The organism is Brucella sp. IR068 (assembly GCF_049065885.1).
GTDB lineage: Bacteria > Pseudomonadota > Alphaproteobacteria > Rhizobiales > Rhizobiaceae > Brucella > Brucella intermedia.
On sequence record NZ_JBAKHE010000010.1, the window covers coordinates 138,324 to 161,000 of the forward strand.

A 22,677-nucleotide genomic window follows, 5' to 3' on the forward strand; every position below is an offset into this window, starting at 1 on the left:
CTCTCCTCGACTTCGTTCTCATGCATTTCTACGCAAAGCAGTTTCCGCTTTTGGATCGAAAATGCCCCGGCGCATTTTTTTCTTTGCTGTTCCGGTAATATGTATATACATTATCTCAAAACAGGGGAAGCGAGAAAACGCTCATGCTCAAGAATTCAAGCACCGTTTTCACCAACGCTCGCATTGCGACGCTGGCGGAAAATGCCGCAAATCTCGGTTTGATCGAACGGGCGGCGATTGCCGTCAGGGATGGCAGGATCGTCTATGTCGGCCCCGAAAGCGCGCTGCCGGGTGAATATGATTCCTTCGACAGGATAGATTGTGGCAACCGGCTCATCACGCCGGGATTGATCGACTGCCACACGCATCTTGTCCATGCAGGCAATCGCGCGCACGAGTTCGAACTGCGTCTCAACGGTGCATCCTATGAGGAAGTCGCGCGCGCTGGCGGCGGCATTGTTTCCTCGGTCAAGAACCTGCGTGCCGCCAGCGAAGACGATCTGGTGCGCGAAACCCTGCCCCGCCTCGATGCGCTGATTGCCGAAGGCGTCACCACCGTCGAAGTCAAATCCGGTTACGGTCTCGACCGCGACAGCGAGATCAAGTCCCTGAAAGCGGCTCGCCGTCTTGGCGAAGAGCGCGACGTGGCGATCCGCACGACCTTCCTCGGCGCGCACGCCCTGCCGCCCGAAATGAACGGCGACAAGGCCGCCTATATCGATCGCATCATCAATGACATGCTGCCCGCCATTGCCGCCGAGGGGCTGGCCGATGCCGTCGATGGCTTCTGCGAGGGGATCGCCTTTCTGCCCGATGAAATCACCCGCGTGTTCGATGCGGCCAAGGCCCATGGTCTTGCCGTCAAGCTTCATGCAGACCAGCTTTCCAACCTGCATGGCGCGGCACTTGCCGCGTCCTATGGCGCGCTTTCGGCCGACCATCTGGAATATACGGACGCGGAAGGCGCTGCCGCGATGGCCAAGGCCGGAACCGTGGCCGTGCTGCTGCCCGGCGCCTATTACTTCATCCGGGAAACGCAAAAGCCGCCGGTCGATGCCTTCCGCGCCGCAGGCACCAGGATGGCGCTTGCCACCGACAACAATCCGGGCACTTCGCCGCTGACTTCGCTGCTCCTGACCATGAACATGGGCGCAACGCTCTTCCGCATGACGGTGGACGAATGCATCGCAGGCGTCACCCGCGAGGCCGCACGCGCGCTCGGCATACACGAGCGTACCGGAACGCTGGAGACCGGCAAGGACGCCGATCTCGCCATATGGGACGTCGACCGTCCGGCTGAACTTGTCTACCGCATCGGCTTCAATCCGCTCTGGAAGCGGGTGTTCAAAGGCCAGCTTTAACTCATTTGCAATGGAGCCTTCCATGACCATCATCCTCAAGCCCGGCAGCGTATCGCTGGAAACGCTTGAAACAATCTATCGCGATGGCCTCCCCGTCCGCATTGATCCAGCCTTTCATGCCGGTGTTGAAAAAGCGGCAGCGCGCATTGCGGAAATCGCGGCAGGCGACGAGCCGGTTTACGGCATCAATACGGGCTTCGGAAAACTCGCCTCGATCCGCATCGCGGCAGGCGATGTCGCCACCTTGCAGCGCAATCTGATCCTCTCGCATTGCTGCGGCGTCGGCGAGCCGCTTTCGGAAAACATCGTGCGTCTCATCATGGCGCTGAAGCTGATTTCGCTCGGTCGCGGCGCATCCGGCGTACGGCTTGAAGTCATCACCCTCATCGAAGACATGCTGGAAAAAGGCGTGATCCCGATGATCCCCGAAAAAGGCTCCGTCGGCGCTTCCGGTGATCTGGCGCCGCTTGCGCACATGACTGCGGCCATGATCGGCGAAGGCGAAGCCTTTTATAAGGGCGAGCGCCTCTCCGGCGCAAAGGCGCTGGAAAAGGCCGGCCTGAAACCGGTCGTGCTTGCCGCCAAGGAAGGGCTGGCACTGATCAACGGCACCCAGACTTCGACTGCGCTCGCACTCGCAGGTCTGTTCCGCGCCCATCGTGCGGCGCAGACGGCGCTCATCACCGGCGCCCTTTCGACTGATGCCGCCATGGGATCGGACGCGCCTTTCCACGAGGAAATCCACACGCTGCGCGGCCACAAGGGTCAGATCGATGCCGGGCGGGCCCTGCGTGCCCTGCTCGAAGGTTCCGTCATCCGCCAGAGCCACCTTGAGGGCGACCAGCGCGTGCAGGACCCCTATTGCATTCGCTGCCAGCCACAGGTCGACGGCGCATGCCTCGACATTCTGCGGCAGGCCGCACGCACGCTTGAAATCGAAGCCAATGCCGTCACCGACAATCCGCTGGTTCTCTCGGACGGCCGCGCGGTATCGGGCGGGAATTTCCACGCCGAACCCGTTGCCTTCGCCGCCGATCAGATCGCGCTCGCAATCTGCGAAATCGGCGCGATTTCGCAGCGCCGCATCGCTCTGCTGGTCGACCCGGCCTTGTCCTTCGGCCTTCCGGCTTTCCTCGCCCGCAAGCCGGGGCTCAACTCCGGCCTGATGATCGCCGAAGTCACTTCCGCCGCGCTGATGAGCGAGAACAAGCAGATGGCGCACCCGGCCTCGGTCGATTCCACCCCCACCTCTGCCAATCAGGAAGACCATGTGTCCATGGCCTGCCATGGCGCGCGCCGTCTTCTCCAGATGACCGCCAACCTCAATGCAATCATCGGCATCGAGGCGCTGACCGGCGCGCTCGGCGTCGAACTGCGCGAACCGCTGACCACCAGCCCTGAGCTTGCCAGGGTGATCGCCGCGTTGCGTGACCGCGTGCCGACGCTGGAAGACGACCGCTATATGGCCGACGACCTCAGGAACGCTGCCGATCTGGTGGCCGATGGCGTGCTTGCCGGGGCGGTTTCGGGCGGCATCCTGCCCTCGCTGGAGGCCTGATCATGAGCGCCTTTGAAGTCCGGCAAGGCACGTCGCCCGTCATTCTGGGCCTTCCTCATACGGGCACGGATGTTCCCGGCGACATCTGGGCGCGCCTCAATGAAAATGGCAGGATTCTCGCCGATACCGACTGGCACATCCACCGGCTTTATGACGGTGTCCTTGAAGGCGCGACCATGGTTCGCGCCACCTTCCACCGCTATTGCATCGACGCCAATCGCGACCCGGAAGGCGTCAGCCTCTATCCCGGCCAGAACACCACGACGCTGATCCCGGAAACCGACTTTGACGGGCTTTCGATCTGGAAGGACGGCGAGGCGCCGACCGAAACCGATATTGCGGATCGCATCGCCCGTTTCCACAAGCCCTATCACGACGCGCTTGCCGCCGAGATCAGCCGTGTGAAGGCGATCCACGGCGTCGCTATCCTATATGACTGCCATTCGATCCGGTCCCATATCCCGTTCCTGTTCGAAGGCAAGCTGCCGGATTTCAACATCGGGACGGATATGGGCAAGACCTGCGCGCCCGCCATCGAAGCCGCCGCTGTCGAGATAACGGGACAGGCCGAGGGCTACACGTCGGTCCTCAATGGCCGCTTCAAGGGCGGGTGGACGACCCGCCATTACGGCAAGCCCGAAACCGGCGTGCACGCCATCCAGATGGAGCTTGCCCAGTCCACGCATCTGGCCACCGAAGCGGTTCCCTTCGCCTATGACGAGGCCAAGGCGGACAAGCTTCGCGTACATCTCAAATCTCTTTTGCAGCAGCTGGAACAGCTGGCTCCCAAATTAATTTCCTGAGGAGAACATCATGTCCAATCCACGCCATAACGAGCGCGAAGTGCGTGCTCCACGCGGCAGCGAACTCAATGCAAAAAGCTGGCTGACCGAAGCGCCGCTTCGCATGTTGATGAACAACCTCGACCCTGACGTGGCCGAGCGCCCGCATGAGCTGGTCGTCTATGGCGGCATCGGTCGCGCAGCCCGCACATGGGATGATTTCGACAGGATCATCGCGACCCTCAAGACGCTCAACGAAGACGAAACCCTGCTGGTGCAGTCGGGCAAGCCCGTCGGCGTGTTCCGCACCCACAAGGATGCGCCACGCGTCCTGATCGCCAATTCCAACCTCGTGCCGCATTGGGCAACCTGGGACCACTTCAACGAACTGGATAAGAAGGGTCTTGCCATGTATGGCCAGATGACCGCCGGTTCGTGGATCTATATCGGCGCACAGGGCATCGTTCAGGGTACCTATGAGACCTTTGTGGAAGCCGGTCGCCAGCATTATGACGGCAACCTCAAGGGCAAATGGATTTTGACTGGCGGTTTGGGCGGCATGGGCGGCGCGCAGCCCCTTGCAGCGGTTATGGCCGGCGCCTGCTGCCTTGCGGTCGAATGCGACGAAACCCGCGCCGATTTTCGTCTGCGCACCCGTTATGTCGATGAAAAGACCCACAGCCTCGATGAGGCCCTGGCGAAGATTGAAGCATCGACCAAGGCAGGCGAGGCAAAGTCCATTGCGCTCATCGGCAATGCGGCCGAAATCTTCCCGGAACTCGTCAAGCGCGGCGTGAAGCCGGATATCGTCACCGACCAGACTTCCGCTCACGATCCGGTGCACGGCTATCTGCCGATCGGCTGGTCCGTCGCCGAATGGCGCGCCAAGCAGGAAAGCGATCCGAAGGCCGTTGCCAAGGCTGCCCGCGCCTCGATGAAGGTGCAAGTTCAAGCCATGCTCGACTTCTGGAACGCAGGCATTCCAACGGTCGATTACGGCAACAATATCCGCCAGATGGCGCTGGAAGAAGGACTGGAGAACGCTTTCGATTTCCCGGGCTTCGTGCCGGCCTATATCCGCCCGCTCTTCTGCCGCGGCATCGGGCCTTTCCGCTGGGCTGCCCTTTCCGGTGACCCTGAGGATATTGCCAAGACCGACGCCAAGGTGAAGGAACTGTTGCCGGACAACAAGCACCTGCACAACTGGCTCGACATGGCGAAGGAGCGCATCGCCTTCCAGGGCCTGCCTGCACGCATCTGCTGGGTCGGCCTCGGCGACCGTCACCGCCTTGGCCTCGCCTTCAACGAAATGGTCAGGAACGGCGAGCTGAAAGCGCCGGTCGTGATCGGTCGCGACCATCTCGACAGCGGCTCGGTTGCTTCACCGAACCGCGAGACCGAAGCGATGAAGGACGGCTCGGACGCCGTCTCCGACTGGCCGCTTCTGAACGCGCTTCTCAACACGGCCTCGGGCGCGACATGGGTGTCGCTCCATCACGGCGGCGGCGTCGGCATGGGCTTCAGCCAGCATTCGGGCATGGTCATCTGCTGCGATGGCACCGAAGATGCCGATGAGCGCATCGGTCGCGTGTTGTGGAACGACCCTGCAACCGGGGTCATGCGCCATGCCGATGCGGGCTATGACATAGCGCTCGACTGGGCGAAGCAGCAGGGCCTGCGCCTGCCCGGCATACTCGGAAACTGAGGTCGAATGGCGCTCACGATCCTCAAGGCCGAAAACCATCGCCGCATGCCGTGGAAAAACGGCGGCGGCGTCACGGTCGAAATCGCCATTCATCCGCAAGGCGTGTCAGTCGATGATTTCGACTGGCGCGTTTCCATGGCCACGGTGGCCAGCGATGGCCCGTTTTCCGTCTTTCCCGGTATCGACCGTACATTGTCGGTGCTGGAGGGAGACGGCATCCTGCTCGATGTCGAGGGGGAGGAAACGAAGCTCACCCGCGAAAGCGCACCGCTGGCTTTTGCCGCCGATGCGCATTCCAGCGCGCGGCTGCTCGGATCGGCCATTACCGATCTCAACGTCATGACACGGCGCGGTCGCCTCGCCCATAAGGTCAGGCGCCTGCCTGTCGATGGCACCACATTGACCGTGGCCGATGGCAACCCGGCGCTTCTTTTCTGTTCCGAAGGCCAGCTCGATTTGAATTCAGGTTCCGGGGCAGTTCGCCTGGAGAAACTGGACTGCGCGGTTTTCGCAGGCGGCAACGCCGAGCCCCTGACGATCAGGGGTAAGGGAACCGCATTTCTGATCTCGATTGTTGCAATCTGACCAGAGCCGTCCGCAGCAGGCAGACAGCCCGCACGAAAAATATTCCCTTAAAACATTCAGTGGCATATGAAAGGGCCGCGACTTGTGTCGCGGCCCTTTCACTTCAGGATTCATCCCACATGGCCGTTTCAGCAGAAGACCTCGAAAACCGTATTGTCTACGTCAACGGTGAATATGTCCCCGCCCGCGATGCACGCATTTCCATCTTTGACCGCGGCTTTCTGTTCGGTGACGGCATCTATGAAGTGACCGCCGTGCTGGAGGGCAAGCTCATCGACAGCGAACCGCATATGCGGCGCCTGCGCCGCTCGACCGGCGAGATCGGCATTCCGATGCCGATGGATGAAAACGAGATCGTGGCCGTCGAGCGCGAGCTGATCCGCCGCAACAATCTGACCGAAGGCCTAGTCTATCTGCAGGTGACACGCGGCGACGGGCGCGACCGCGATTTCGTGCCTGCAAAGGGCATGAAGCCATCGGTTGTCCTGTTCACGCAGGAAGCGAACCTGCTCGACAAGCCTGCGCTGAAAACCGGCGCGCGCGTGCTGTCGCTGGAAGATCTGCGCTGGAAGCGCCGCGATATCAAGACGGTCTGCCTGCTGCCGCAGGCGCTCGCCAAGGAAATCGCCAAGAATGCCGGCTGCGATGAAGCGTGGATGATCGAGGACGGCTATGTGACCGAAGGTGCGTCGTCCACTGCTTATATCGTCACGCAGGATGATGTCGTCGTCACGCGCCCCAACAGCAATTCCATCCTGCCCGGCTGCACGCGCCTGTCGCTGCTGCAACTGATCGCCGAGACCGGCATGAAGCTGGAGGAGCGCCTTTTCACCATCGATGAGGCCTATGCGGCAAAGGAAGCTTTCCTCACCAGCGCAGGCACATTCGTCACGCCGATCACCGTCATCGATGAAAAGTCCATCGGCGATGGCAAACCCGGTCCGGTCGCCCAGCGCCTGCGCGAAATCTATCTCGATCACGCCCGCCGCACGGCGATCTGAGGCACGACGCACCCATTTTTCTTCGCTCCTCATCCTGAGCTTGTCGAAGGATCGAAGGGCGAGGGAAAACGCACAACGCCTGCCCTCGTCCTTCGAGGCTTCGCTTCGCTCCGCACCTCAGGATGAGGGATAAGCGTCGCGCCAGACAAAGCTTAAATGATTTCCCCCAACACAAAACCGCGCCGGAATTGCTTCCGGCGCGGTCTGGAGCTTCGCCCGCCCCGACGGCAAGCACCAGGCGTATTTTGGTTATGGTGAGCCGAAAATGGTGGAGTTTGAGAACCGAAGCGCAGCGTACTTCTGAACATAATCCCGAAAAGTTGCAGACTTTTCGGATAAGATTATGTGCCTAAAGAAGGTACGTGAGCACCGGAAGCGCAAAACAACGCCATTTGTAGGCCGCCAGAGCCGAAATATCAGCGCTTCTGGTTATAGACGTCGATACAGACAGCCCCCAGCAGCACGATCCCCTTGATGACCTGCTGATAGTCGATGCCGATGCCGAGGATCGACATGCCGTTGTTCATGACGCCCATGATGAGCGCGCCGATCACCGCACCCGTCACACGACCCACACCGCCATAGGCCGATGCGCCGCCGATGAAGCAGGCCGCGATCACGTCCAGCTCGAAGCCGATACCGGCCTTGGGCGTCGCCGTGTTGAGGCGCGCTGCGAAGACGAGACCGGCAAGTGCTGCCAGCACGCCCATATTGACGAAAGCGAGGAAGGTCAGCCGCTCGGTCTTCACGCCGGAAAGCTTTGCCGCATGGCGGTTTCCGCCCACTGCATAGATTTGCCGTCCGAGCACCGTCCGGTTGGTGAGAAACGCATAGGCCGCAATCAGAACCGCCATGATGATGAGCACGTTCGGCAAGCCGCGATGCATGGAAATCAAGAGCGACAGATAGGCAATCGCTGCAAAGAACAGAATGTTCTTGATGACGAACAGGCCGAACGGCTCCGTTTCCACTTCATGGGCAATATGGCGCTGGCGTGATTTCACGTTCTGCCAGATCATGAAACCGGCAAGCAGCACGCCGATGATGAGCGACGTCAGATAGACACCGCCGGTCGTACCGATAATTTCCGGAATGAAGCCGGACGACAGTTTCTGGAACACGACCGGAAACGGACCCACCGACTGCCCGCCCAGCACGGCCAGCATCAGGCCCTTGAAGACCAGCATGCCCGCCAGCGTGACGATAAAGGACGGTATATTGAAATAGGCGACCCAGAACCCCTGTATCGCGCCGATGAGACCGCCCACCAGCAGGCAGAGAATTGCCGCGATGGGAAAGGGCACGCCGAGCCTCACCATCATCACGGCGGCAAGCGCGCCGATAAAACCGCAGACCGAGCCGACCGAAAGATCGATATGGCCGGTGACGATGATGAGAAGCATCCCCAATGCCATGATGACGATATAGCTGTTCTGAAGCACCAGATTGGTGAGGTTCAGCGGCTTCATCAGCACGCCGCCCGTCACGATCTGGAAAAATATCATGATCGCGACCAGCGAGAGCAGCATGCCGGATTCGCGCAGATTGTTCTTGAGGTAACGCCCCACGCTGCTTGCAGGAACTTTCGATCCACTGCTTCCGATGATATTCTCGCTCATTGCCGTTTTCCCTTGTTCCGCATGATGGCGCGCATGATGTTTTCCTGCGTTGCTTCCTCGCCGGCGACTTCGCCGACAAAGGCACCTTCATGCATGACGACGATGCGGTCGCAGATGCCGATCAGTTCCGGCATTTCCGAAGAAATCACGACCACGCCCTTGCCGCTGTCTGCCAGTGAATTGATGATTGTGTAGATGTCGTATTTCGCGCCGACATCGATGCCGCGCGTCGGCTCGTCGAGGATGAGCACGTCGGGGCCGGTGAAGAGCCACTTCGACAGCACGACCTTCTGCTGGTTGCCGCCCGAAAGCGTGCCGGTTTCCTGATAGACGTTGTGGCAGCGAATGCTCATCTGCTCGCGATAGGAATTCGCGATCTTCATTTCGCGAATGTCGTCGATGACGCCTTTCGGACTGACGCCGCGCAAGTGCGCGAGCGAGATGTTGCGCGAGATGTTTTCGCCTAAGACCAGGCCGAGCTTCTTGCGGTCCTCGGTCACATAGGCAAGCCCTGCCTTGATCGCCCGCGCCACGGTGGAAATGTCCGCCTGCCTGCCGTTGATGCGTGCGTCGCCGCTGATATTCGTTCCCCATGAACGCCCGAAAAGGCTCATGGCGAATTCCGTGCGGCCCGCGCCCATCAATCCGGCAATGCCGACGATTTCGCCCGCACGCACCTTGAACGATACGTTCTTGACCGAATGCCGCTCGGGGTGCAGCGGATGATAGACCGACCAGTTATCGACTTCGAAGATGACTTCGCCGATCTTGGGATCACGCTTCGGGTAGCGGCTTTCCAGGTCGCGATCCACCATCTTGCGGATGATGTCGTCCTCCTCCACTTCGCCTGCATGACAATCCAGCGTGGCCACCGCCTTGCCGTCGCGCAGCACGGTGATCTTGTCGGCGACCTCGCGGATTTCATTGAGCTTGTGCGAAATGAGGATCGACGTGATGCCCTGCGCGCGAAACTCCCGCAGAAGCGCCAGCAACGCCGCGCTGTCGGTCTCGTTGAGGCTCGCGGTCGGTTCGTCGAGGATCAGGAGCCGCACGCGTTTCGACAATGCCTTGGCGATTTCGACAAGCTGCTGCTTGCCCACGCCGATATCGGTGACGAGCGTATCGGGCTGTTCCGACAGGCCCACCTTCTGCAAAAGCTCGCGGGTGCGCTTGTGCACCGTGCTGCGGTCGATGACACCATAGCTCGCGGGCGGATTGACGAGGAAAATGTTCTCGGCAATCGTCATCAGCGGTATGAGCGCCAGTTCCTGATGGATGATGACGATGCCAAGCGCTTCGGAATCGTTGATGTCGCGAAACTGCCGTTCCTCGCCGTCGAAGAAAATCGACCCCTCATAGCTGCCATGCGGATAGACCCCCGACAGCACCTTCATCAAGGTCGACTTACCCGCCCCGTTCTCACCCACAAAGGCGTGGATCTCGCCCGGCATCACGGTAAAACTGACATCGCTCAGCGCTTTGACAACCCCGAAAGACTTGCTGATGCCGCGCATTTCCAGAAGCGGCTTGCCGGAGATATCCGGCTCGCCGTCAGGCTGCTCGCGCAGGACAGGATTGGCTACATTCATCGCTCGCTCCCATTACAAATTCTGCAACCATTGCCCTCGCTGGAAAGACAACGCTGTCAATCGCCAAGCCTACCCCAGCCGAAAGGCTGGGGAGTTTGGGGCAATGGCTTGCAGAATAGTTCCGGGCACATCCTCCGATACGCCCGGAACAATAAATTACTGAATCTGGTCTTCCTTGTAGTAACCGCTATCGACCAGAACCTGCTTCCAGTTCGACTTGTCGACGATCACCGGCTTGAGCAGGTAGGACGGCACGACCTTGACGCCATTGTCATAGGTCTTGGTGTCGTTGACTTCCGGCTCCTTGCCGCTCATCAGCGCATCGACCATGTCGACCGTGACCTTGGCGAGTTCACGGGTATCCTTGAAGATGGTCGAGTTCTGCTCACCGGCGAGGATCGACTTCACCGAAGGCACTTCCGCGTCCTGACCGGAGACGACCGGCATCGGCATGTCGCCACTGCCATAGCCTACACCCTTGAGCGACGACAGGATACCGATGGAAATGCCGTCATAAGGCGACAGGACCGCATCGAGCTTCTTGTCGGCATAATAGGCGGAAAGGATCGAATCCATGCGGGCCTGAGCGGTTGCACCGTCCCAGCGCAGGGTCGCCACCTTGTCCATGCCGGTCTGGCCGCTGCCGATAACGACCTTGCCGCTATCGATATAAGGCTGAAGCACCGACATCGCGCCGTTGTAGAAGAAGTAGGCGTTGTTATCGTCAGGCGAGCCGCCGAAAAGCTCGATATTGAACGGGCCCGGCTTGTTCTTCAGGTCCAGAGCCTTCTCGATGGACTGCGCCTGCAGCACGCCGACCTGGAAATTGTCGAAGGTCGCATAGTAATCGACATTCGGCGTATCGCGGATCAGGCGATCATAGGCGATGACCTTGATGCCTGCGTCATGTGCCTTGGCCAGCACGTCGGAAAGCGTCGTGCCGTCGATCGATGCCACAACGAGAACCTTGGCGCCCTTGGTCACCATGTTTTCGATCTGCGCAAGCTGGTTGGGCACGTCGTCTTCGGCGTATTGAAGATCGGTCTGGTAGCCGCGTTCCTTCAGCACCTTGACCATGTTGTCGCCATCGGCGATCCAGCGCGCCGAAGACTTCGTCGGCATGGCGACGGCGACAAGACCCTTGTCTTCCGCATGCGCCAGACCGCTAAAGGCAAGCGCGGCCATCGCGACTGCCAGTGTTAGAGATTTCATGCCTGCCATTGTCTCACTCCCAAATTGGGACAGGTTTTTCTGCCTGTCGTTCTCCCAAAATTTCCGCCCCCACCTTCCGGCCACGCGGAATTCTTCCCGTCGCGAAGCTCCTCAGCCCGCGATCTTGTCCCATGCCGCAACCGCGCGCTCCGCACGTTCACGAACTTCGGCCGCCGTAAAGCCGGCCTTGTAGAGACTGGAACCCAAACCGAAGCAGCTTACTCCCGCTGTCCGATAGGTCGCAAAATCAGCCTCGGAAACGCCACCCACGGCGCCGACCGGAACATCTTTCGGCAAGACGGCGCATACCGCCTTGATGCCGTCAGCACCCAGCACGCTGGCCGGAAAGAATTTCAGCGCCGACGCGCCTGCGCGGATGGCCGTGAAAGCCTCCGTCGGCGTGAACACGCCCGGCATTGTCACCATGCCATGCTGTCCGGCACGGCGGATGACCTCCGGCTCGACATTCGGGCTCACCAGCAGCCTGCCGCCGACATCATTGAGGCGGTCCACATCTTCAACGGTCAGCACCGTTCCCGCGCCAATCAGCACATTGGCAGGCGCGAGCTTCGCGGCCTTTTCGATCGACACAAACGGCTCCGGCGAATTGAGCGGGATTTCGATAGCCTCGAAACCCGTCTCGATCAGCGCGCCGACAATCGCCTCGGTTTCCTGCCAGCGGATGCCGCGCAGGATAGCGACCAGCGGATAGCGCAATTTCGGCCATGCGATGCGCCCGCTCATTGCGCAATTCCTCCGAAGGCGTGTCTTGCCGCCATGAAAAGGCCATCCCGCACCAGCTCGTCCGCCGCCACGCGCCGGACCTTCAGCCCCGCGATTTCAAGCGCGCTGGCATAAAGCGCCCCCATCGTGTCGTCCGAAAGGAGCAGCACTTCTTCAGGTCCGCCATGGAGCGTGCGCCCGCCAGCGACTTCCAGCCCGATCAGCAGGCCCGACAAACGGGCCAATTGGTCCGTCGGCTTGCGATCATGCACGAGCCAGCCTGCACGAACGGAAAAAAGCGCGTTGGAAATCAGCGCCGGGCTTTCCAGCGAGGCTTTCACACCCGCAGCGAAAGCCTCGCCATTCGGATCGACCGCACCCGCACCTTCCAGCGCACCGGCCAGCACCGATCTGTCCTTCAGGAGAGCGAACATTTCGCCGGTCATGAAGGTGCGGTAATCGGCAAGTCCGCCATCGGCAATCCGCACCCATTTGGCATGGGTGCCGGGCATGACCACCACCGCATCCCGCGTTCCGCGATGCACAAGGCCCAGAAGCTTGGTTTCCTCGCCACGCATCACGTCCGGGGCCAGTTCATCCCGACGCGCGACACCCGGCAGCATGATAACGTGGCGACGCGCAGGCACGCGCACCGCCGCCTTCACGATGCCCTCCAGCCCGGCGGGCAGGCTCATATAGGGCGCTTCGATCCAGCCGGTCCGCGAACCGGCCATGCCGCATATCACCACCGGCAGATCGTCCGCTGCGCCGACAGAAGCAAGGTGCCGTTCGAGCGTTGGCTCGAAACCGGCTTCCTTTGCCTGCAGCAGACCGTCATCGCCGCGGCTTTCGCCCAGCACATTGCCATCGGCATCCAGCGTCCAGAGGCGGAACCGGGTGGTGCCCCAGTCCGCTACTGCTGCAAATGGCTTTTTATCGAGAGCCATCGGGACCGGCCTTAGTGATTGTCTCGCGGCAGGCCGCGCGTATGCGCGATATCCTGATACTTGACCGCATTTTCCAGAACCGCGCCGGTTTCCATCTGGCCGACAACGGCGCGCTGGATTTCCTGCCACGGCGTCTGGCTTTCCGGATATTTATAGCCGCCCGCAGCTTCCAGCGCCTTGCGGCGCTCGGCCAGTTCCTCATCCGAGATGAGAATATCCGCCGTGCCGCGACCGAGATCGATGCGCACGCGGTCGCCGGTCTTCAGAATGGCAAGACCGCCGCCCGCCGCAGCTTCCGGCGAAGCGTTGAGGATCGAAGGCGAACCCGATGTGCCCGACTGGCGACCGTCGCCGATGCAAGGCAGCGAAGTAACGCCCTTCTTCAAGAGGTAATCCGGCGCGCGCATGTTGACGACTTCCGCCGCGCCCGGATAGCCGATCGGACCGGCACCGCGCATGAACAGCACCGTATGCTCGTCGATTTCCAGCGACGGATCGTCGATGCGGTGATGATAATCCTCCGGTCCGTCAAACACGACCGCCTTGCCCTCAAAGGCATTCGGGTCCTTGTCATCGGACAGGTAGCGATTGCGGAACTCGTCCGAAATCACGCTCAGCTTCATGATCGCCGACGAGAACAGATTGCCGCGCAGCACGCGGAAACCGGCATGCTTCTTCAGCGGCTGATCATAGGTCTTGATGACATTGCTGTCTTCGATGGTCGCGTTCCTGCAGTTCTCGCCGATGGTCTTGCCGTTGACGGTCAGCGCGTCCTCATTGATGAGGCCCTGCCCCATCAGCTGATTGACGACAGCCGGTACGCCGCCGGCATGGTAATAGTCCTCGCCGAGATATTCACCGGCGGGCTGAAGATTGACCAGAAGCGGAATTTCCTCACCATATTTCTGCCAGTCATCCACCGTCAGGTCCACGCCGACATGACGGGCAAGGGCGTTCAGGTGGATCGGCGCATTGGTCGAGCCGCCGATAGCGGAATTGACGCGGATCGCATTGACGAAGGCATCCTTCGTCAGAATATCCGACGGCTTCAGGTCTTCGTGAACCATTTCCACGATGCGGCGTCCGGTGAGATAGGCCACCTCCTGACGGTCGCGATACGGCGCCGGGATGGCGGCGGAACCGGGAAGCTGCATGCCGAGCGCTTCGGCAAGCGAGTTCATTGTCGTCGCCGTGCCCATCGTGTTGCAATAGCCGGTCGATGGAGCAGACGAAGCAACGAGCTTCACGAAGCCCTGATAGTCGATTTCACCCTTGGCGAGCAGTTCGCGCGCCTTCCAGACGATGGTGCCCGAACCGGTGCGTTCGCCACGGAACCAGCCATTGAGCATCGGTCCGACCGAAAGGGCGATGGCCGGAATGTTGACGGTTGCCGCAGCCATAAGGCAGGCGGGCGTGGTCTTGTCGCAGCCGATCGTCAGCACCACGCCGTCGAGCGGATAGCCATAAAGCACTTCCACGAGGCCGAGATAGGCAAGGTTGCGGTCGAGACCCGCCGTCGGGCGCTTGCCGGTTTCCTGGATCGGATGGACCGGAAACTCGATGACGATGCCGCCAGCCTCACGCACGCCTTCGCGCACGCGCTTGGCCAGTTCCAGATGATGACGGTTGCAAGGCGAGAGGTCGGAACCCGTCTGCGCAATGCCGATGATCGGACGACCGGACTGCAGCTCTTCCTGGCTCAGGCCGTAATTCATGTAGCGCTCCAGATAGAGCGCGGTCATGTCGACATTATCGGGATTGTCGAACCAGGCGCGGGAGCGGAACTTTGGCGGTTTCGGAGAGACGGGCTTGTTCATTTCATTGTCCTGCGTGGGTGAGAGACCGGACAGCGGTCTCGATTCCTTCGACGCCGATCCTTAAAATCAGATCGACATTCCAAATGTTTGGTTCATCGCGCATCTTGTCCGAAAACCGTTTTACACTTTTCGGGATGCGCTTTAATCTTCAAATGCTTCGACGACATGCCGCTTTCCGAGCAGAAACGCATCGGCCACATGGGTCAGCGGAGCGAGATCGACATCCGAACGCCCCGCACGGATCAATTGCACGAAACGCTTGTAAAGTCGTTGATATTCGCGGTCCGGCTCGGCCATCTTCTCGGTTCCGGCAATGGCCAGGCGGCTGCCGCCATGGCTGAGCAGAACCGTGCCCTTGTCGGTCTCGACGCGAATGTCCCAGGTCTGGGGGCCGGTCTGGCGCCAGTCCAGCTCGAACGAAACCGGTATGCCGCTTTCTGTCTGGAATTTGAGATCGGCGGCAATCGGCGCCGCACGGTTTTCAGGAAAATACAGATCGGACTGCGTCAGGAAAAAGCGCTCCGGCAGGATATGCGTCACGATGGAAAGCGCATTGATGCCCGGATCGAACACGCCGAGCCCGCCCGGCTCCCATATCCATTGCTGGCCGGGGTGCCAGTGGCGCACGTCTTCCTTCCATATGACCGAGACCGAACGGATTTCCGCATCTTTCAGGAATTCCCGCGCCGGTTCGACCGCCGCCGCTTCCCGCGAATGCCATGTGGCATAAAGCGTCACGCCTGCCGCTTGCGCGAGCCGTTCCAGCGCCTGCACTTCCGAAATGGTCGCGCCCGGAGGTTTTTCCAGCATCACATGCTTGCGCGCCTTCAAGGCGGCGTAAGCCTGTTGAAAACGCCCTTGCGGCGGCGTGCAGAGCGACACCGCGTCAATGGCGACATCGCTGCCAAGCAGCGCATCGATATCGTGAAAGGACGGCAGGCCGTCCAGCCCGGCATTGCGGCTGGCGATGGCTTTCAGCTCGATGCCCTCGACGGCCTCGATGGACGGCAGATGCTGGTCGCGCGCGATCTTGCCGAGACCGACGATTGCGACAGCGATGTTCGATTCAGCCGCCATTTCAGAGCGCCTTCACAACAACGTCTTCGGCGGCCGCCTGCGCCAGCCTGTTGACCAGCGGATAGCGGAATGGCTTGGCGGAAATCTCGAACCGGTCGCCAGTTTCCGTCTTCACACCTTCCGAGAAGGACAGGGTCGCCGTGCCGAAGAAGTGGACATGAATGTCGCCCGGACGGCGGAACAGCTCATATTTGAAATGGTGATGTTCCAGATTGGCGATGGTGTGCGACATGTTCGCTTCGCCCGACAGGAACGGCTTTTCAAAAATGATCTCATCGCCGCGACGAATGCGCGAAACGCCTTCCACATGATCCGGCAGCGCGCCAACATAGAGCTCCGGCCCAAGCGCTGCCTGCCGCAGCTTGGAATGGGCGAGCCAGAGATAGTTCTGCTTTTCGGTCACATGGTCGGAAAACTCGTTGGCAAGGCAGAAGCCAAGCCGGAACGGCGTACCATCCGGGCCGATCAGATAGATGCCTGCAAGCTCCGGCTCTTCGCCGCCGTCTTCGGCAAAGGAAGGCGAAACCAGTTCGCCGCCGGTAGCAACCAGCGCGGAGCCGTCGCCCTTGTAGAACCATTCCGGCTGAACGCCGGTCTCACCCGGCTTCGGCTTGCCGCCTTCGACGCCCATCAGGAACATGCGCATGGAATCGGTCGGCTTCTCGGCAGCCTGCGCAGCCTTGTGCATCTTGTCGCGGCCATCGGCGGAACCCAGATGCGTCAAGCCCGTACCGGCCACGATCAGATGCGCCGGATCGGCATGCGTGATCGGCAGGCCGACGCGGCCCGCTGCCAGGGCGGCATCGATATCGACAGCTTCGCCCTTGCCGCTCTTCGCCACCTGTTCTTCAAGGCTGATGCCTGCGGCAATTGCCGCCGAGGCCAGTTCATAGGTCGTTGCCACGCCCCTGACGACATGCGCCGCTCCCTCGTCATTGCAGGCAGCCACACGCATTTCTCCGCTTTCGTCGCGGAACTGGACCAGACGTAACATTAAACCTCCCGTTTTCCGCATTACCCTTTGCGGAATTCACCCGGACCGCTTGAAAACACCAGACGGCGTCAATCCACGGTTCGCGTTATTAATATGACTATTTTGCTGCAGCCTGCTTTGTCAAGCAAGCAGACGCCCCCACATGCATCGTTCAGAAAAGCTGCTCCCCGCGCAATGATACAAGCCTTTGTTTCATATTCATAAATTTAGATATTGCCCGTTTGTCGCACCAGCATTTTATTGGGAATTATCGAAAGGCGCTTGCCATAAAGTAATATTATATGCTTCATAAACACGAAGGCCGGGAGGGCCTTATTATTGGGAGGAACTATCATGAAACGCAGTCTGGCGGCTCTGACGGCCGCACTATCGCTTGCCCTGATTTCGAGCGCATCCGCCGCATCGCTGACGGTCGGTTTTTCGCAGATCGGTTCGGAATCGGGCTGGCGCGCCGCAGAAACGGCCCTGACCAAGCAGGAAGCCGAAAAGCGCGGCTATACGCTGAAATTCGCCGACGCCCAGCAGAAGCAGGAAAACCAGATCAAGGCCGTCCGCGGCTTCATTGCTCAAGGCGTCGATGCGATCCTGATCGCGCCGGTCGTCTCCACCGGCTGGGATGCGGTCTTGAAGGAAGCCAAGGAAGCGGAAATTCCGGTCGTGCTGCTTGATCGCCAGATCGATTCCCCGGAAGATCTTTACCTCACCGCCGTCACCTCCGATCAGGTGCATGAAGGCAAGGTGGCCGGCGACTGGCTGGTGAAGGATGTGGGCGACAAGCCATGCAACGTGGTTGAGCTTCAGGGCACCACCGGCTCCTCGCCTGCCATCAACCGCAAGAAGGGCTTTGAGGACGCGATCAAGGGACACGACAACATCAAGATCACCCGTTCGCAGACCGGTGACTTCACCCGCACCAAGGGCAAGGAAGTCATGGAAAGCTTCATCAAGGCCGAAGGCGGCGGCAAAAATATCTGCGCCGTCTACGCCCATAATGACGACATGGCCGTCGGCGCCATCCAGGCCATCAAGGAAGCTGGCCTGAAGCCGGGTACGGAAATCAGGATCGTGTCGATCGACTCCGTGCCGGATATCTTTCAGGCCATGGCGGCTGGAGAAGCCAACGCAACCGTCGAGCTGACGCCGAACATGGCAGGCCCGGCCTTCGACGCGATTGAAGCCTTCAAGGACAAGGGCACCGTTCCGCCGAAATGGATCCAGACGGAATCGAAGCTTTACACACAGGCTGACGATCCGAAGACCGTCTACGAAGCCAAGAAAGGCCTCGGCTACTGATCCGCTTCATCCGGGCCGCTGTCGGCCCGGATACCCCTTTGCGAAGCGCAAACGGAAGAATGCCATGGCTGCAAAAGACGCTGCATCGGCGGTGGGAACACCGCTTCTTGAAGCCCGTTCGATCACCAAATCCTTTCTGGGCGTAACCGCGCTCGACCATGTCGATTTCACGCTTCACCGCGGTGAAATCCACGCCTTGCTCGGCGAAAACGGCGCGGGCAAATCCACGCTCATCAAGATCCTGACCGGGGCCTATCACGGCTTCGATGGATCGATCCTGCTTGAAGGCCAGCCGATTGCGCCCGCATCCGTGGCGGAAGCCCAGACGCTTGGCATCGGCACGGTCTATCAGGAAGTGAACCTGCTCGAAAACCTGACGGTTGCAGAAAACCTGTTCCTTGGACGCCAGCCGAAACGTTTCGGGCTGGTCGATCGCGGGCGGATGGAAAGGGATGCGGCGCAGCTCCTTTCGCGCTACGGCCTCGCTATTGATGTCGGTGCGCCTCTGTCTGCCTATTCCGTCGCCATCCGCCAGATCATCGCGATAGCACGCGCCGTCGATCTTTCCGGCAAGGTGCTGGTGCTCGATGAGCCGACCGCCAGTCTCGACGCGCGTGAAGTCGAAATGCTTTTCGGCGTTCTGCGCCAGTTGAAGGCGGAAGGACTCGGCATCGTCGTCATTACCCATTTTCTGGATCAGGTCTATGCGATTGCGGATTGCGCCACCGTGCTACGCAACGGTCGTCTGGTCGGCAGTCGAAACCTGTCGGACCTGCCGCGCACCGACCTTATTTCCATGATGCTGGGCCATCAATTGCAGGAAACCGTGCGCCGCCAGCTCACCGAGGATGTCAGCGCGGAAACGGTCGCGCCGATCCGTTTTTCGGACTTCGGCAAAAAGGGCAGCGTTGCCCCATTCGATCTCTCGATCAGGCCCGGAGAAGCCGTCGGCATTGCCGGTCTGCTTGGGTCCGGACGCACCGAAACCGCGCTTTTGATGTTCGGCGTCGATCAGACCGATAGCGGAAGCCTGACCGTCGATGGAAAGGAGACCCGGCTGCCCTCGCCCGTTGCGGCGATTGCCGAGCGCTTTGCCTTTTGCCCGGAAGAGCGCAAGACCGATGGCATCATCGGCGATTTTTCGGTGGCCGAAAACATCGCGCTCGCCGTTCAGGCGAAGCGGGGCTGGTCGAGACCGATCTCTGCACGCGAGAAGACGGCGCTTGCCCAGCGCTATATCAAGGCGCTTGATATCCGGCCTCCCGATCCCGACAAGCCGATCAAGTTCCTGTCTGGCGGCAACCAGCAGAAAGCCATTCTGGCGCGCTGGCTCGCTACCGATCCGCGTCTCCTGATCCTGGATGAGCCAACGCGCGGCATCGATATCGGCGCCCATGCCGAAATCCTCAAGCTCATCGGCGAGCTTTGCGCGGAAGGCATGTCGCTCGTCATCATCTCGTCGGAATTCGAGGAGCTTGCCGCCGTGGCCAACCGTGTCGTCGTTCTCTCGGATCGCCGCCATGTCGCGGAACTAAAAGGCGAGGAAATCACCGCCGACAACATCGTGCGCGCGATCGCAGAGACCGGAAGCGAAAAGGAAGCGGCAGCATGATTGCCCGCATGACCAGAAAACTGAAAAGACTTGCCCCCCAGCTCGCTGCCCTCGTGCTCATTCTGGCGGCGAACACCATCATCGCGCCCGGATTTCTCGACATCTCCTTCCAGAACGGACGCCTCTATGGCAGCCTGATCGATATTCTGGTGCGTGCAGCGCCCGTGGCCATTCTGTCCGTCGGCATGACGCTTGTGATCGCAACCCGCGGCATCGACCTTTCGGTCGGCGCAGTGATGGCGATCAGCGGCGCCTTTGCCGCTTCGCTCATCGTGGCGGGCTATCCGCTTGCTATCGTCATTCCGGCCGCACTTGGCGTCGGCCTGCTCTGCGGCCTGTGGAACGGCTTCCTGGTCGCCGTCTTCGATCTCCAGCCGATCATTGCAACGCTCATCCTGATGGTGGCGGGGCGCGGCATCGCGCAGCTTATCACCGAAGGCGCGATCCTGACCTTCAACAATGATTCCTTTGCCGCACTTGGTTCCGGCTCCTTCCTCGGCGTGCCCGTTCCGGTCCTGATCTGGATTCTGGCCGGTCTCGCAGTGGGCCTTGCCGTGCGCACGAGCGCGCTCGGCTTCCTGATCGAAGCAACCGGCATCAACCGTCGCGCGGCGATGCTGGCGGGGGTCAAGGCGCACTTTCTCCTGTTCAGCGTCTATGCGGTTTCCGGCGTTGGCGCAGCCCTTGCCGGGCTGATCGCGGCGGCGGATATTCGCGGCGCGGACGCCAACAATGCAGGGCTGTGGCTCGAACTCGACGCCATTCTGGCGGTCGTCATCGGCGGCACGTCCCTCAATGGCGGGCGTTTCTCGATCATGGCCTCGCTGCTCGGTGCTCTCATCATCCAGTCGATCAATACCGGCATCCTGATGGCGGGCTTTCCACCGGAATTCAACCTCATCATCAAGGCGATCATCATCGTGATCGTACTCACCTTCCAGTCACCGGCCATCGTCCAGCTGATCGCCTTCCTGCGCTCCGAGCGCAAGGGCGACGGAACCAAGCCGGTCCGCCAAAGCCAGCAGGGAGCACAGCAATGAGAGCGCTACGCAATCTGCCTTTCCTGACAACCGTTGCAATCTTCCTGCTTGCCTATGCGATCTGCATCATCCAGTTTCCGAACATGCTGTCGACGCGGGTGATCGGCAATCTTCTGACCGACAATGCCTTTCTGGGCATTGCCGCCGTCGGCATGACATTCGTGATCCTTTCGGGCGGCATCGACCTTTCGGTCGGCTCGGTCATCGCCTTCACCAGCGTCTTCGTCGCCGTTCTGGTGGGGCAGCTCGGCGTGCACCCGCTTGTGGCTTTCGCGCTCATTCTGGTGATCGCGGCCTTGTTCGGGGCGTGGATGGGCGTGATGATCCATTTCCTTGGCATCCCGCCTTTCGTCGCCACGCTTGCCGGCATGTTTCTGGCACGCGGCGCGGCCTTCCTCATCTCCACCCAATCCGTACCCATAGCGCATCCGTTTCTCGATACCTTGCAGGGGCTTTATCTCCGGCTTCCGGGCGGCGGAAGGCTGACATTCATCGCCATGCTCATGCTCGCGGTCTTCATCGTCGGCGGCATCATCGCCCATCGCACGCGCTTCGGCGCCAATATCTATGCGCTTGGCGGCAACCAGCAATCGGCGGAACTGATGGGCGTTCCGATTGCCCGCACCACAATCGGCATCTATACGATGTCGGGCGTGCTTTCCGGCCTCGCCGGGATCGTCTATACGCTTTACACCTCGTCCGGCTATTCGCTGGCGACGGTCGGCGTGGAACTCGACGCCATCGCTTCGGTGGTGATCGGCGGGACGCTCCTGACGGGCGGCGCGGGCCTTGTGGCAGGCACATTCGTCGGCATTCTCATACAGGGCCTGATCCAGACCTACATTGTTTTCGACGGAACGCTGTCTTCATGGTGGACGAAAATTGCTATCGGTATATTGCTGTTTCTGTTTATCGCCCTGCAACGGGGACTCTTGTGGTTTTCCGATATAAAACACGCGCGGCAACGCATGAAGGAGGCCTGAATTGGGATTGCTGGAAACGGCCATAACCGGACGCAAGCGCCATAACAGCCACGCGGTGGTTGTGGGGGAACTGGGCCGTGGGATCGTGGCGGGCAACATTCCCGAAGGCTCGATCCTTCCCGGCGACCATGAACTTTCGTTGCGCTTCGGCGTATCCCGCACCGTCCTGCGCGAGGCGATGAAGACGCTTGCCGCCAAGCGCCTGATCGAACCCAAGGCCAAGGTCGGCACGCGCGTTCTGGGTCATGCCAGCTGGAATTTCTTCGATCCCGACGTTTTGACCTGGCGCTTCGAGGCGGGCTTCGATGAAGTCTTCGTGGATCATCTGGCGGAAATGCGCATGGCGCTGGAACCGGCGGCTGCGGCTGCGGCAGCAGAGCGCGCCTCCAGCGACGAGATCGTCGAACTTTATGCCCTTGCCGCCAAATTCGACAATCCCGACCACACGCCTGAATCCATCGCCAAGGTCGATCTGGAATTCCACCTTGCCATCGCCCGCATGTCGGGCAACCCGTTCATGCGCTCGGTCAGCGGCCTGATCGAGGCGGCGCTTGCAATCTCGTTCCAGCTTTCATCGCCTGCGGCATCGCGGGAAGGCATTGCCGAATGCGCGGCCAATCACCTGCGCATTGCCCATGCCATCGCATCGCGCGACCCGCAGAAAGCGCGCCAGGCCATGGAAAGCGTCATCAAGCTTGGCGTCGATCGCATCCGGGACGTTATTTGAGCATTTTCCAGCAAAAGTGGGAACCGGTTTTGCGTTCGAACATGCGGTAAAG

19 protein-coding genes are annotated in these 22,677 nt (G+C 60.6%); 11 read left to right on the plus strand and 8 right to left on the minus strand.

Annotation, left to right across the window (positions count from 1 at the left end):
* The first annotated feature begins 143 nt into the window (after window positions 1-143).
* From hutI to ACOWVS_RS17300, 6 genes are all read left to right on the plus strand, one after another.
* Window positions 144-1,361: an imidazolonepropionase gene (hutI, locus tag ACOWVS_RS17275; RefSeq protein ID WP_063620658.1), complete on the plus strand. Its 1,218-nt coding sequence runs from the start codon at window positions 144-146 to the stop codon at window positions 1,359-1,361.
* A 22-nt stretch (window positions 1,362-1,383) separates the two neighbouring features.
* Window positions 1,384-2,919, plus strand: coding sequence for a histidine ammonia-lyase (gene hutH, locus ACOWVS_RS17280; RefSeq protein ID WP_025090576.1), 1,536 nt, complete (start codon window positions 1,384-1,386; stop codon window positions 2,917-2,919).
* 2 nt (window positions 2,920-2,921) lie between these two features.
* Window positions 2,922-3,722, plus strand: a complete 801-nt coding sequence (gene hutG, locus ACOWVS_RS17285) for an N-formylglutamate deformylase (protein ID WP_075042083.1) — start codon at window positions 2,922-2,924, stop codon at window positions 3,720-3,722.
* Window positions 3,723-3,732: 10 nt separating this feature from the next.
* Window positions 3,733-5,406 (plus strand): urocanate hydratase, encoded by a 1,674-nt coding sequence (gene hutU, locus ACOWVS_RS17290; RefSeq protein WP_075042082.1) that lies wholly within the window; start codon window positions 3,733-3,735, stop codon window positions 5,404-5,406.
* Between the two features lie 6 nt (window positions 5,407-5,412).
* Window positions 5,413-5,991, plus strand: coding sequence for a HutD family protein (locus ACOWVS_RS17295; RefSeq protein WP_075042081.1), 579 nt, complete (start codon window positions 5,413-5,415; stop codon window positions 5,989-5,991).
* Window positions 5,992-6,110: 119 nt separating this feature from the next.
* The gene (locus tag ACOWVS_RS17300; protein ID WP_075042080.1) at window positions 6,111-6,992 is read left to right on the plus strand and encodes a D-amino-acid transaminase; all 882 of its coding nucleotides are present in this window, start codon (window positions 6,111-6,113) and stop codon (window positions 6,990-6,992) included.
* 416 nt (window positions 6,993-7,408) lie between these two features.
* On the opposite strand, the gene mmsB is transcribed toward ACOWVS_RS17300, so the two are convergent.
* The 8 genes from mmsB to araD1 all read right to left on the minus strand — a co-directional run bounded on the left by mmsB (window position 7,409) and on the right by araD1 (window position 16,970).
* Window positions 7,409-8,611: a multiple monosaccharide ABC transporter permease gene (gene mmsB, locus ACOWVS_RS17305; protein ID WP_006467502.1), complete on the minus strand. Its 1,203-nt coding sequence runs from the start codon at window positions 8,609-8,611 to the stop codon at window positions 7,409-7,411.
* Window positions 8,608-10,200: a multiple monosaccharide ABC transporter ATP-binding protein gene (gene mmsA, locus ACOWVS_RS17310; protein WP_075042079.1), complete on the minus strand. Its 1,593-nt coding sequence runs from the start codon at window positions 10,198-10,200 to the stop codon at window positions 8,608-8,610. The genes mmsB and mmsA overlap by 4 nt, the downstream gene beginning before the upstream one ends.
* A gap of 156 nt (window positions 10,201-10,356) precedes the next feature.
* Window positions 10,357-11,421 (minus strand): multiple monosaccharide ABC transporter substrate-binding protein, encoded by a 1,065-nt coding sequence (gene chvE, locus ACOWVS_RS17315; protein ID WP_006472962.1) that lies wholly within the window; start codon window positions 11,419-11,421, stop codon window positions 10,357-10,359.
* Window positions 11,422-11,523: 102 nt separating this feature from the next.
* On the minus strand, window positions 11,524-12,156 hold the full coding sequence (locus ACOWVS_RS17320; RefSeq protein ID WP_021587055.1) for a 2-dehydro-3-deoxy-6-phosphogalactonate aldolase: 633 nt from the start codon (window positions 12,154-12,156) through the stop codon (window positions 11,524-11,526).
* Window positions 12,153-13,082, minus strand: coding sequence for a 2-dehydro-3-deoxygalactonokinase (locus tag ACOWVS_RS17325; RefSeq protein WP_063620653.1), 930 nt, complete (start codon window positions 13,080-13,082; stop codon window positions 12,153-12,155). Before ACOWVS_RS17325 ends, ACOWVS_RS17320 begins: the two co-directional genes overlap by 4 nt.
* A gap of 11 nt (window positions 13,083-13,093) precedes the next feature.
* Window positions 13,094-14,899, minus strand: coding sequence for an IlvD/Edd family dehydratase (locus ACOWVS_RS17330; RefSeq protein WP_063620652.1), 1,806 nt, complete (start codon window positions 14,897-14,899; stop codon window positions 13,094-13,096).
* Window positions 14,900-15,040: 141 nt separating this feature from the next.
* Window positions 15,041-15,976, minus strand: coding sequence for a Gfo/Idh/MocA family protein (locus ACOWVS_RS17335; protein WP_075042078.1), 936 nt, complete (start codon window positions 15,974-15,976; stop codon window positions 15,041-15,043).
* Window position 15,977: 1 nt separating this feature from the next.
* The gene (gene araD1 / locus ACOWVS_RS17340) at window positions 15,978-16,970 is read right to left on the minus strand and encodes an AraD1 family protein (protein ID WP_075042077.1); all 993 of its coding nucleotides are present in this window, start codon (window positions 16,968-16,970) and stop codon (window positions 15,978-15,980) included.
* A 333-nt stretch (window positions 16,971-17,303) separates the two neighbouring features.
* Here araD1 and ytfQ point away from each other — a divergent pair, with 333 nt between their 5' ends.
* The 5 genes from ytfQ (at window position 17,304) to ACOWVS_RS17365 (ending at window position 22,625) form a co-directional block, all read left to right on the plus strand.
* Window positions 17,304-18,263, plus strand: a complete 960-nt coding sequence (gene ytfQ, locus ACOWVS_RS17345; protein WP_075042076.1) for a galactofuranose ABC transporter, galactofuranose-binding protein YtfQ — start codon at window positions 17,304-17,306, stop codon at window positions 18,261-18,263.
* Window positions 18,264-18,327: 64 nt separating this feature from the next.
* Complete coding sequence (locus ACOWVS_RS17350; protein WP_075042075.1) at window positions 18,328-19,875, plus strand: sugar ABC transporter ATP-binding protein; 1,548 nt, start codon at window positions 18,328-18,330, stop codon at window positions 19,873-19,875.
* Window positions 19,872-20,915 (plus strand): ABC transporter permease, encoded by a 1,044-nt coding sequence (locus ACOWVS_RS17355; RefSeq protein WP_075042074.1) that lies wholly within the window; start codon window positions 19,872-19,874, stop codon window positions 20,913-20,915. The genes ACOWVS_RS17350 and ACOWVS_RS17355 overlap by 4 nt, the downstream gene beginning before the upstream one ends.
* Complete coding sequence (yjfF, locus tag ACOWVS_RS17360; RefSeq protein WP_021587062.1) at window positions 20,912-21,898, plus strand: galactofuranose ABC transporter, permease protein YjfF; 987 nt, start codon at window positions 20,912-20,914, stop codon at window positions 21,896-21,898. Before ACOWVS_RS17355 ends, yjfF begins: the two co-directional genes overlap by 4 nt.
* 1 nt (window position 21,899) lies before the next feature.
* Window positions 21,900-22,625: a FadR/GntR family transcriptional regulator gene (locus ACOWVS_RS17365; protein ID WP_006467514.1), complete on the plus strand. Its 726-nt coding sequence runs from the start codon at window positions 21,900-21,902 to the stop codon at window positions 22,623-22,625.
* The last annotated feature ends 52 nt before the right edge of the window (window positions 22,626-22,677 follow it).

Bases quoted from the DNA above. Each gene is read 5' to 3' on its own strand.
- hutI (WP_063620658.1), top strand. From the start codon at position 144: ATGCTCAAGAATTCAAGCACCGTTTTCACCAACGCTCGCATTGCGACG.
- hutH (WP_025090576.1), top strand. From the start codon at position 1,384: ATGACCATCATCCTCAAGCCCGGCAGCGTATCGCTGGAAACGCTTGAA.
- hutG (WP_075042083.1), top strand. From the start codon at position 2,922: ATGAGCGCCTTTGAAGTCCGGCAAGGCACGTCGCCCGTCATTCTGGGC.
- hutU (WP_075042082.1), top strand. From the start codon at position 3,733: ATGTCCAATCCACGCCATAACGAGCGCGAAGTGCGTGCTCCACGCGGC.
- ACOWVS_RS17295 (WP_075042081.1), top strand. From the start codon at position 5,413: ATGGCGCTCACGATCCTCAAGGCCGAAAACCATCGCCGCATGCCGTGG.
- ACOWVS_RS17300 (WP_075042080.1), top strand. From the start codon at position 6,111: ATGGCCGTTTCAGCAGAAGACCTCGAAAACCGTATTGTCTACGTCAAC.
- mmsB (WP_006467502.1), bottom strand. From the start codon at position 8,611: ATGAGCGAGAATATCATCGGAAGCAGTGGATCGAAAGTTCCTGCAAGC.
- mmsA (WP_075042079.1), bottom strand. From the start codon at position 10,200: ATGAATGTAGCCAATCCTGTCCTGCGCGAGCAGCCTGACGGCGAGCCG.
- chvE (WP_006472962.1), bottom strand. From the start codon at position 11,421: ATGGCAGGCATGAAATCTCTAACACTGGCAGTCGCGATGGCCGCGCTT.
- ACOWVS_RS17320 (WP_021587055.1), bottom strand. From the start codon at position 12,156: ATGAGCGGGCGCATCGCATGGCCGAAATTGCGCTATCCGCTGGTCGCT.
- ACOWVS_RS17325 (WP_063620653.1), bottom strand. From the start codon at position 13,082: ATGGCTCTCGATAAAAAGCCATTTGCAGCAGTAGCGGACTGGGGCACC.
- ACOWVS_RS17330 (WP_063620652.1), bottom strand. From the start codon at position 14,899: ATGAACAAGCCCGTCTCTCCGAAACCGCCAAAGTTCCGCTCCCGCGCC.
- ACOWVS_RS17335 (WP_075042078.1), bottom strand. From the start codon at position 15,976: ATGGCGGCTGAATCGAACATCGCTGTCGCAATCGTCGGTCTCGGCAAG.
- araD1 (WP_075042077.1), bottom strand. From the start codon at position 16,970: ATGTTACGTCTGGTCCAGTTCCGCGACGAAAGCGGAGAAATGCGTGTG.
- ytfQ (WP_075042076.1), top strand. From the start codon at position 17,304: ATGAAACGCAGTCTGGCGGCTCTGACGGCCGCACTATCGCTTGCCCTG.
- ACOWVS_RS17350 (WP_075042075.1), top strand. From the start codon at position 18,328: ATGGCTGCAAAAGACGCTGCATCGGCGGTGGGAACACCGCTTCTTGAA.
- ACOWVS_RS17355 (WP_075042074.1), top strand. From the start codon at position 19,872: ATGATTGCCCGCATGACCAGAAAACTGAAAAGACTTGCCCCCCAGCTC.
- yjfF (WP_021587062.1), top strand. From the start codon at position 20,912: ATGAGAGCGCTACGCAATCTGCCTTTCCTGACAACCGTTGCAATCTTC.